Origin of the sequence: Chromobacterium sinusclupearum (assembly GCF_002902845.1) — a bacterium.
In the GTDB taxonomy this organism is placed as follows: Bacteria; Pseudomonadota; Gammaproteobacteria; order Burkholderiales; family Chromobacteriaceae; genus Chromobacterium; species Chromobacterium sinusclupearum.
On sequence record NZ_PPTF01000081.1, the window covers coordinates 1 to 1926 of the forward strand.

At 49.6% G+C, this 1926-nt stretch carries 2 protein-coding genes; both read left to right on the plus strand.

The genetic code is table 11. From position 1 onward, the window contains the following. The coding region (locus C2134_RS21390; protein ID WP_199179990.1) for a VENN motif pre-toxin domain-containing protein at positions 1–1227 on the plus strand (1227 nt) is incomplete at its 5' end. 2 nt (positions 1228–1229) lie between these two features. Continuing rightward, entirely contained in the window at positions 1230–1598 is a 369-nt protein-coding gene (locus C2134_RS21395) for a hypothetical protein (protein ID WP_146042217.1), read from the plus strand. Positions 1599–1926: the final 328 nt, after the last annotated feature.

Here is a 1926-nt window from a genome sequence, read left to right on the forward strand (position 1 = left end):
GACAAGATGACGGCTGAAGAGAAGTTGCAGCGGGAGAATCTGGTCAGCGGCTTGTTGGCGGGTGTTGCGGCCGGTACGGGCGGCGCTTCTACGGCTGCGACCGTGGTAGACGCGGCAAAGACGGAGATGGAGAATAATTTCCTAGGCAAGAAAGCGACCAAGACGCGTGATAAAGCACTGGATGTGCTCAAAGATAACCAAGGTTTGATCGGATGGCTGAAAGGAAAGGGTGATCCCAACCATGCGGCAGAGGTTGTACTGTCGGCGAATGACCTAGATCAGCGTAGTGACTATCTACTACAGAAATATAGGAACAATCCAAATTCGCTCAGTGCGGGTGAAACGCAGGAGCTTGCCGTATATCTAGGCGACTATCGGCTATCATATGGCGATGTTGCGGTAGCGAGCTTAGTAAAGAATGGCTCTGGTCCGCGATTAGACCGTGGTGATTTGGCTGAATTGACTGGTTATGCTCAAGGCCTAGTGAGCTTGAAGGATCAGCATGACTGGCAAGCCTTAGTAGGCACGCCTGCGCTTTTCACTCTTCCAGGCGGGATTGGTGTGGCGGCCAGGTCTATTGCTGCTGCGCAATCTGCGACTGAGTTTGGTGAAGGCGTCAAGCAACTGACAACTGGAGATGCCGATGGATTGTATAAGCTTGGGATGCCAATCCTTAATGCTGCTGCTGAAGGAGCGTACGGGTTATTAAACTCCCAGAGGGCAGGGGGTGGGTCTTATAATGTGAGACCAATGTCTGGAGTGTTAGATAAAGTTGGGGAGGTTGTTGATGCTTCTCAACAGGGGAGGGGGGCTGCAAACTCAGGGTCTGCTGGCATTTCCACCAGTGCAACGGCTGGAGATACAGCGTTAACCGGCCCAGTGCATAGCACTGCTGGCGCATCCAGAGCGGCGGCAAATAGTGGGAACTGGGCAAGTGGCTCGCTCAGTCAAACGGTTAAAAATCTTGTGGGCGATAGTCCAGAAATTACCTTTACGCAGTCTGGAAAAACCATCTATTCTAATCCCAAAACTGGCATTTCAGTGGTGTACGATAATTCTGGTAACTATTACCGAATTCAAAATTCCGCAGGACAGTATCTTGATCAGAGCGGCAATGCAATGCCAAACAATGTCCCCTTGATAAAACCTAATAAAACTTCACAAACAGGCGTTCCGTCTGATGTAAAGAATGCGCTTACACATTTTAACAATGTGGATGGAGAGTGATTATGCAATCGTCAAGAATTTATGTGGGCGGTGAACTGTTTTTTGAGTTGCCTGCCAAGCCTTCTGAATGGCTTTTCTCTATTAAATTTTGGGATTCAGTCAATAACCAGTGTGATACTTTTTTTGATCAATATGAAGAAGATTATGTTGATGAAAGGATTGGTGCTGAGGTGGTAAAAAAATTAGATAATATTTGCCAATCACTAGCAGCCGGCCCTGGTGATGATGTTGTTTTTTCTAGAGGGTGGAGTGCAGGCTGCGAATTATTAGAATCCATAAGTAAGGTTGATTTATTAAATTCAATTATTGAATTTAAAAATGGCTTGAGTGCCGCAATGATGGCCGGTAAAGATATTAGCTTATCTCTGTGAATTTTTCTTCTGGTAACGTCTCGGCGCTGCTGCATAAATCCTGAACACCGCGTACCCCGGATATCTTCGCTGTTTTGACACTGCGGCGGAACTCCCGGCTTTGCCGGGATTCCGCCACTACGGTGGATGATTTCGCGTAGGGCGGATACCCCGTTTACGGGTGGTCCGCCGCTCACGGCATACCCAGCGTAAGCACCACCGTCAGCGACAGCCATGCCGAAAGCGGCAGCCTGCTCAAGTCTGGCGGCACGCTGGTGGACCTGGCGCATGGCGCCGGCCAGGACAGCACCATCACCGGCAAGGGAGCGCAATTCGTCGCGGGCAAAGA

Excerpts from the sequence above, each read along its gene's own strand:
- C2134_RS21395 (WP_146042217.1), top strand. The coding sequence starts at position 1,230 with ATGCAATCGTCAAGAATTTATGTGGGCGGTGAACTGTTTTTTGAGTTG.